Annotated in this window: 8 protein-coding genes; 5 read left to right on the forward strand and 3 right to left on the reverse strand. The window is 37.8% G+C overall.

Annotation, left to right across the window (positions count from 1 at the left end; all coding sequences use genetic code 11):
* The first annotated feature begins 9 nt into the window (after nucleotides 1-9).
* From carB to DK207_RS14765, 4 genes are all read left to right on the forward strand, one after another.
* Nucleotides 10-3243: a carbamoyl-phosphate synthase large subunit gene (gene carB, locus DK207_RS14750; protein WP_109441843.1), complete on the forward strand. Its 3234-nt coding sequence runs from the start codon at nucleotides 10-12 to the stop codon at nucleotides 3241-3243.
* A gap of 92 nt (nucleotides 3244-3335) precedes the next feature.
* Nucleotides 3336-3812 carry a transcription elongation factor GreA gene (gene greA / locus DK207_RS14755; protein ID WP_004878279.1) on the forward strand — a complete coding sequence of 159 codons (477 nt, stop codon included), beginning with the start codon at nucleotides 3336-3338 and terminating at the stop codon, nucleotides 3810-3812.
* Nucleotides 3813-3880: 68 nt separating this feature from the next.
* Nucleotides 3881-4510 (forward strand): CatB-related O-acetyltransferase, encoded by a 630-nt coding sequence (locus DK207_RS14760; RefSeq protein WP_109441844.1) that lies wholly within the window; start codon nucleotides 3881-3883, stop codon nucleotides 4508-4510.
* Between the two features lie 225 nt (nucleotides 4511-4735).
* Complete coding sequence (locus DK207_RS14765) at nucleotides 4736-5173, forward strand: universal stress protein (protein ID WP_109441845.1); 438 nt, start codon at nucleotides 4736-4738, stop codon at nucleotides 5171-5173.
* 86 nt (nucleotides 5174-5259) lie between these two features.
* Here the strand turns inward: DK207_RS14765 and DK207_RS14770 are convergent, their stop codons facing one another.
* Nucleotides 5260-5763, reverse strand: a complete 504-nt coding sequence (locus DK207_RS14770) for a hypothetical protein (RefSeq protein ID WP_109441846.1) — start codon at nucleotides 5761-5763, stop codon at nucleotides 5260-5262.
* A gap of 96 nt (nucleotides 5764-5859) precedes the next feature.
* Nucleotides 5860-6174, reverse strand: a complete 315-nt coding sequence (locus DK207_RS14775; RefSeq protein ID WP_109441847.1) for an MGMT family protein — start codon at nucleotides 6172-6174, stop codon at nucleotides 5860-5862.
* Between the two features lie 89 nt (nucleotides 6175-6263).
* On the opposite strand from DK207_RS14775, the gene DK207_RS14780 reads away from it, so the two are divergent.
* The gene (locus DK207_RS14780; RefSeq protein WP_109441848.1) at nucleotides 6264-7001 is read left to right on the forward strand and encodes a metalloprotease; all 738 of its coding nucleotides are present in this window, start codon (nucleotides 6264-6266) and stop codon (nucleotides 6999-7001) included.
* 72 nt (nucleotides 7002-7073) lie between these two features.
* Here the strand turns inward: DK207_RS14780 and DK207_RS14785 are convergent.
* A partial coding sequence (locus DK207_RS14785; RefSeq protein WP_162540245.1) for a glycosyltransferase occupies nucleotides 7074-8112 on the reverse strand: 1039 nt, incomplete at its 5' end.

Raw genomic sequence — 8112 nt, forward strand, 5'->3', positions numbered from 1 at the left:
GAGCGAATAATGCCTAAACGTACGGATATTAAAAGCATCTTAATTATTGGTGCTGGTCCTATTGTCATTGGTCAAGCCTGTGAGTTTGACTATTCAGGTGCGCAAGCTTGTAAAGCATTACGCGAAGAAGGTTATCGCGTCATTTTGGTGAACTCTAACCCAGCGACCATTATGACTGACCCTTCAATGGCAGATGCAACTTATATTGAGCCAATCACTTGGCAAACTGTTGCACAAATCATTGAAAAAGAACGTCCAGATGCTGTACTTCCGACTATGGGCGGACAAACTGCATTGAACTGTGCCCTCGCCTTAGATGAGCACGGCGTTCTTGCTAAATACAATGTTGAATTGATCGGTGCGTCAAAAGAAGCAATTGAAAAAGCTGAAGACCGTAAACTGTTTGACATTGCAATGCGTAAAATCGGTCTGGAATGTCCTCGTGCAGATGTTGCTGAAAGCATGGAACACGCTCTGGAAATTCAGTCACGTTTCGGCTTCCCTGTGATTATTCGTCCATCGTTTACCATGGGCGGTTCTGGCGGTGGTATTGCTTATAACAAAGAAGAATTCATTGAAATCTGTGAACGCGGTTTCGATCTTTCTCCAACTAAACAATTATTGATTGATGAATCTTTAATTGGTTGGAAAGAATACGAAATGGAAGTTGTTCGTGACAAAAACGACAACTGCATCATCGTATGTGCGATCGAAAACTTTGACCCGATGGGCGTGCATACAGGTGACTCAATCACAGTTGCCCCTGCTCAGACTTTGACTGACAAAGAATATCAATTGATGCGTAATGCCTCTGTTGCGGTTCTTCGTGAGATTGGTGTAGAAACAGGTGGTTCGAACGTTCAGTTCGGTATTAACCCGAAAGACGGTCGTATGGTTGTGATCGAGATGAACCCGCGTGTTTCTCGTTCATCTGCACTTGCCTCTAAAGCGACAGGTTTCCCAATTGCAAAAATCGCTGCAAAACTTGCGGTTGGTTATACCCTTGATGAGTTGAAAAACGACATCACTGGTGGTGTGACTCCAGCAAGCTTTGAACCAGCAATTGACTATGTTGTCACCAAAATTCCACGCTTTAACTTTGAAAAATTCCCACAAGCTGAGCCTGTATTAACAACTCAGATGAAATCTGTGGGTGAAGTCATGGCGATTGGTCGTAACTTCCAAGAGTCTGTTCAAAAAGCACTTCGTGGTCTTGAAGTAGGTGTGAGCGGCTTTGATGAAAAAATCGAAGTGGGTACAGCCAATGCTAAAGACGTCATCTTAAAAGAGCTTAAAGTTCCAGGCCCTGAGCGTATTTGGTACGTAGCGGATGCATTCCGTCATGGTTTCTCATTAGATGAAGTATTTGAAGCAACCAAGATTGATCGTTGGTTCTTGATCCAGATCGAAGACATCATCAAGACTGAAGCTCAAGTGAAAACTTTAGGTTTTGGTGACTTAAACGCCGACAATATCCGTTCATTTAAACGCAAAGGTTTATCAGACCTTCGTATTGCCAACTTGATGGGTATTTCACAAAAACAATTCCGTAAACAACGTTGGAACTTGGGTGTGTATCCAGTTTACAAACGTGTTGATACTTGTGCTGCCGAGTTCGAATCTGGCACAGCATATATGTATTCAACTTACGACGAAGAATGTGAAGCAAATCCATCAAGCCGTGACAAAATCATGGTCATCGGTGGTGGTCCAAACCGTATCGGTCAAGGGATCGAGTTCGACTATTGCTGTGTACACGCTGCACTTGCTATGCGCGAAGACGGTTACGAAACCATCATGGTAAACTGTAACCCTGAAACAGTTTCTACAGATTATGATACATCTGACCGTTTATACTTCGAACCTGTTACATTGGAAGATGTACTTGAAATCGTACGTACCGAGAAGCCTAAAGGCGTCATCGTACAGTACGGTGGTCAAACTCCTTTGAAATTGGCACGTGCTTTAGAAGAAGCAGGTACGCCAATCATTGGTACATCTCCAGATGCAATTGACCGTGCAGAAGACCGTGAACGTTTCCAGCAAATGATTCAACGTCTACAGCTTCGTCAACCGAACAACAGCATTGTAAAATCTGCTGAAGAAGGTATTTCAGAAGCTGCTAAAGTTGGTTATCCGCTCGTTGTTCGTCCATCTTATGTATTAGGTGGTCGTGCGATGGAAATTGTATATAACGAAGAAGAGCTTAAACGTTATCTTCGTGAAGCAGTACAAGCGTCTAATGAAGCGCCTGTTCTTCTTGACCGTTTCCTCGATGATGCAACTGAAGTTGACGTAGACTGCGTATCTGACGGTAAAGATGTTGTGATCGGCGGTATCATGCAGCACATTGAACAAGCAGGTATTCACTCAGGTGACTCAGCATGTTCGATTCCTCCTTACTCTCTTTCACAAGAAGTTCAGGATGAGATGCGTCGTCAAACTGTTGCGATGGCGAAAGAACTTGGCGTTGTTGGTTTAATGAACGTTCAGTTTGCAGTGAAAGGCAGCGACATTTATGTACTTGAAGTGAACCCACGTGCATCACGTACGGTTCCTTTCGTATCGAAATGTATCGGTGAATCGTTAGCAAAAGTTGCTGCTCGTTGTATGGCGGGTCAATCTTTAGAATCTCAAGGATTCACTAAAGAGATCATCCCGACTCACTTTGCAGTAAAAGAAGCTGTATTCCCGTTTGCTAAATTCCAAGGCGTTGACCCAATGCTTGGACCTGAGATGAAATCTACAGGTGAAGTTATGGGTGTAGGCGAAACTTTTGGTGAAGCATTCTACAAAGCTGTGCTTGGTTCAAATGAACGTTTACCAGGTTTACCAACTGAAGGCGAAGTGAAATATGCATTCTTATCTGTTCGTGAATCAGATAAGAAATACATTGCGAACATTGCGAAACAGCTAATTGCGTATGGTTTCAAACTTGTAGCGACTAACGGTACTTACCAAGTTCTTCAAGAAGCTGGTTTGGAATGCGAAGCTGTGAACAAAGTCACAGAAGGCCGCCCACATATTGTTGACCGCTTGAAAAATGGTGAAATTCATCTTATTGTCAACACAACTGAAGGCAAACAAGCTCAATATGATTCTGCCATGATTCGTCGTGCCGCCCTACAAGGCAAAGTGTATTACACCACGACCATCAACGGTGCAGAAGCAGTTTGCCAAGCATTTGCTGTGAAATTGCCAATGGATGTATACCGCTTGCAAGATTTACAAACTGTAGGTTAATTCTCTACCGATAAAGTCCCGTCACCTTATCGGTGGCGGGCTTTTTCTTTTTTTAATCCTGTATTTTCCCAACCAATTTAGAGGGGACCAGAATGCAACGTTATCCTATGACTCCCGAAGGCAAGGTTGCCTTAGAGAAAGAATTACAACAGCTAAAAACAGTCGATCGCCCACGTATTACGCAGGCAATTGCTGAGGCACGTGAGCATGGTGACCTCAAAGAAAACGCTGAATATCATGCGGCACGTGAGCAACAAGGTTTCTGCGAAGGTCGTATTCAAGATATCGAAGGTAAGTTAGGTGCTTGCCAAGTCATTGATGTAAAAGATCTTGAGCAAAACGGTCGTGTTGTATTTGGTGTGACGGTAACAATTGAAAATCTTGATACCGAAGAACGTAAAACTTATAAAATCGTCGGTGATGACGAAGCAGATTTTAAAATCAATAAAATCTCAGTGAACTCACCAATTGCTCGTGGTTTATTAGGTAAAAGCGAAGGCGATGAAGCCAAAATTCAAACTCCACAAGGTGAAGTTGAATATGAAATCGTGAGTGTGGAATACCTATAATATTCCAAGTTCAATTAACCCCTCACCATTGAGGGGTTTTTCTTCTCAAATTATTCTGTGAAAAATAAATGGACTCATCTTTGATCAACTCCCCTGTTAAACATTGGTGTGAATTCGAGTTTATTTCTAAAACGGTCAAGAACCCCAATATCCATATCAAGGGTAATTATTCTTATTATTCTGCTTATTGGGATCAAGGCTTTGAACGTTGTGTGGTGCGCTATCTACATGACAAGACTTCAACTTCTGACAAACCCATTGATCAGCTTTATATTGGCAACTTTGTATGCTTCGGCGCCGAGTGCGTGATTATGATGGGGGGTAATCAACTGCATCGTCCTGATTGGGTCTCAACCTTCCCTTTTGATACGCATAGTTTTCTACCTGCTGGTGATACGGTGATTGCGGATGGTTGCTGGATTGGTAGTCGTGCCATGATCATGCAAGGGGTGAAACTCGGTGAAGGGGCTGTGGTGGCAACAGGTGCTGTGGTTACGCAAGATGTACCTCCATATGCTATTGTTGGCGGTGTACCTGCCAAAATCATCAAATATCGTTTCTCTAAGCAAGAGATTGAGAAACTGCTTTCACTTCAACTTTATGATCTGGATGAAAAACAAATTTTAAAAATGCGAGAACAGTTACAGACGGACAATATTGACTTACTCTTAACTTTCCTTGAACAAAATTCACTTTGAATTATGTAAGTCACTGATAAACAAACATTCTATTTTTGAAGAAATTTCATATATTTTTACTCATGGATATTATTCTGCATATTACACAGAATAATCACTATCCCTATAAATTTACTAGGTTTTATTTCATAAAAAATAAGTTTAATATGGAACTAAGATAATATTTTAAACAAAATTTTTATAAGCTAATTCAATAGAACATCGTAAAAACAAGGAGTAATAAATATGAGCTATCATAAAATTCTAGTCGCTATCGATGACTCAGAAACTGCTGATAAAGTCATTCGTGAAGCAGCTCAACTAGCAAAAGCTCTAGATAGTCAAATAACGGTTGTTGGAGTCGTCACTCTTGATCCTTATTTAGCAGATACTTACATTCGTTTCGGACAAAGTAATGAGCTGATTGAGCGTGTTAAAGGCTATGTACAAGATAATTTAGAAAAAGCAGAGCAAAAGTTTGAGAATTTAGGTTTAAGTGTTGCATCTCAAATACTGGAAGGTCTCTCTGTTCATCAAGAAATCATTAAAGCTGCCCAAAATATTGGGAGTGATTTGATTATCATGGGTTCTCATGGTCGCACAGGATTTAGACAATTCGTTTTAGGAAGTGTCGCTCAAAAAGTTTTAGCAGAAAGCCAGCTTCCTGTACTGATTGTTCGTTAATAAAATCTTAAGCTTATCTATAAGCTGATCAAAAATAAAAGCATGGTAATTGTAATTACCATGCTTTTTTATACAAAGAAAATGATTTAATTCATTTGAATCGGCTTAGCTTTATCCAGAATATCATTTGGCACTTCGGTAGTTGAGACAATAGTTAAAGACTGAGTATCTGCGCTCTCACCTTTATTCAGAGCATCCAATACAATATTCGTATCTTTAGTACTTAAGCTATACATTGCCCCTGTTGCAGGATCAATTATTAACAATCCAATTAAACCGCCAAGTAAAATATTACCCACATACCAGCCATTTACGTGCGAAGAAACATCAATCGTTTTTTTCGCATAGCCTTCTTTTTCAAATACGACTGTATAACGCTCAGGAACAAAAAATCCTGCACTACGTTTTAAATTTACAGTTACTGGCGCCTGCCCTGCGTGCACCTTTTTCCCAGCTTTATTAAAAATTGTAATATCACTTAATTCTGGAGTACTTGCGAAAGTCATTGTTTGAGTACGACCAGACATGATGCTAGCGCATCCTGACAAACTAAGAACAGCTACCCCAAAAATCACAGAAATTTTTTTCATTTAAAGACCTAAAATATACGTAACATTATGTATACACATTGTAAACAAATGGTTAAATACATTCAATCTATTCACTCTGCAACTGTTGTTTTTTTATTAAATGGTCCAACCAAAAATCTTAAAATCTACTTTTCCATTATTAAAATAGACGCCTTCTGCTTCTAATAAACATTGTTGAATATTCTCACCTTTTTCATTCATTCTATTAATACTGATTCGCCCTTGCGCATTGATCACGCGATACCAAGGCACTCTACTTTCGCGATCCAAATGTTTTAGAACAAACCCTACTAAGCGTGCATGCTTTGGTAAACCCGCTAATTTCGCAATCTGACCGTAACTTGCCACTTTTCCATAAGGAATCAGCTGAACGACTTCAAGGATTTGGCGATGTAACTCGTGCTCATTCAACGTGATAAAACCTCTAAAAATTGCTATTATGAGCCAAAAATCACACAAAACAATTCAGTATTAAAATATGAATATTAGAGATCTAACTTATGACATATAAAAAAATTACGACACTATTGATGATCAGCTTAGTCTGTGTAGCATGTAGTACTAAACAAAAAACTTATGTGGAGTTAGAGAAACATCCAATCAAGGTACCAAAAGAAGAAGAAAGTAACTTGCCGATTGTTTATGTGAGTTTTGTCTTCACAACCAACACGCCTAAAGCTCGTGAATATGACAATTTAAATCAAATGCTGAAAGAAATTAACATTTTAAACAAATACTTTGTTGATGCAAATAATCAAAAGATTTTCAGATTTAAGCCCTCTCGCTATTATTCTTATGAGAATTTCAGTAAACGTAATTGTGATTTGGCTTTTCAGCTTAATCAGCCTCGGAAAATAATCACTGAGAATATTCCTACTGCTGTAAAAAATTGCTTTCCAGAACGTAGATCCAAAGAGGTTTTTTTCATTATTTATGATTCATATAGTGACAGATTGAAATTCAGAGATGTCACAAGCTGGGGTTTCCGCAACACAGGCCAACCATTTATTTTAATTGATTGGCAAAGGCTAAATTATAATATTCAAGCAGCTACTCCACATGAAATGGGTCATGCCTTTGGGTTAAAGCATGTTTGTGCACCAGGAGCAAAGTTAAAAGATTCGACGAATATAATGACCAGTGCAGATTGTAAGCTAGGCAGTGGTGGGCGACGTAATATCGGTTTTAATCGTGAACAACTTTCCACAATAATGGATTTTTATCATCGGGCGAAATAAATAAACTGTTAGCAATATTTTGATTATAGACTAACAGTATATTGTTACCTATTATGAAATGAGATTGGTGATTTAAATATTATCAATTAAAGTCTTCCATTTATTAGACATATTCTCAACTGAAAATTTGGCACAGTAGTTCTTTGAGCTCCTAGAGAAATCGCTTAGTATCTCTCTATTTTTTATTAGATATTTGATCTTTTCAGCCAACATCTCGATATTCTCATTTTCAACAAGAAAACCATTTTCTCCATCCACAATAATTTCACTAGGGCCATATTTTATATCATATGCAATGTTAACGACCCCCTCGGACATTGCATCTAGTAAAGCAATACCAAAACCCTCTAAACGACTAGTAAGCAAAGATATATGGTATTTTCCTAATACATTTTTAATATTTTCTTCATACCCCTTAAAATATACAATTTCATCCAACTTGCTGTCATTAACTAATTTTTTTAATGCATTAAATGTCTTGAATCCATCACGACTATCAGGAAAACCATATAAATCCAATTGGATATTAGAATATTCTTGTCGAATTAAATCGATTGCTTTAATCATATGATCTAAACGTTTTTCAGAAAAATATCGCCCCAATGATACAATCATAAATTTTTCATTATCATAGTTTATTTTATTTTCAAAATCATAAGATTTTGTATAAGTTGGTTGAATAACTGATATTTTTTCATTTTTTGGAAAACGATTAACAATATCTTCCTTCTGTTTCTGCGTAGAAACTACAATTGCATCATATTCATTATAATTTTCAAGTGGTATTGAATACCCTTTCAATAGTGGGGATTTATTCACATCACCTAATCGACTGACATGCAAACTATGAATTATACTTATTTTTTTAAGGTTCTTATAGTTCATATTTTTCAAAATTGGATTAAAAAATAAATTTCTATCAACATAAAATAATATATTTTGATCTGTAGATTCAACTAAGGTTCTTAACCAGAAATCAATCAGTTCAATCTCATTTTTAAAAAATAATTTTCTATTATTAAAAACAAGTTCTATAGAAGAAATAACGTTTTTATCTTTTACTTTTTTGTAGTTAACCTCAATAATGGATGATCCTTCACTGTCATAATAG

Origin of the sequence: Acinetobacter haemolyticus (assembly GCF_900406815.1) — a bacterium.
In the GTDB taxonomy this organism is placed as follows: Bacteria; Pseudomonadota; Gammaproteobacteria; order Pseudomonadales; family Moraxellaceae; genus Acinetobacter; species Acinetobacter haemolyticus_A.

Excerpts from the sequence above, each read along its gene's own strand:
- carB (WP_109441843.1), top strand. The coding sequence starts at position 10 with ATGCCTAAACGTACGGATATTAAAAGCATCTTAATTATTGGTGCTGGT.
- greA (WP_004878279.1), top strand. The coding sequence starts at position 3,336 with ATGCAACGTTATCCTATGACTCCCGAAGGCAAGGTTGCCTTAGAGAAA.
- DK207_RS14760 (WP_109441844.1), top strand. The coding sequence starts at position 3,881 with ATGGACTCATCTTTGATCAACTCCCCTGTTAAACATTGGTGTGAATTC.
- DK207_RS14765 (WP_109441845.1), top strand. The coding sequence starts at position 4,736 with ATGAGCTATCATAAAATTCTAGTCGCTATCGATGACTCAGAAACTGCT.
- DK207_RS14770 (WP_109441846.1), bottom strand. The coding sequence starts at position 5,763 with ATGAAAAAAATTTCTGTGATTTTTGGGGTAGCTGTTCTTAGTTTGTCA.
- DK207_RS14780 (WP_109441848.1), top strand. The coding sequence starts at position 6,264 with ATGACATATAAAAAAATTACGACACTATTGATGATCAGCTTAGTCTGT.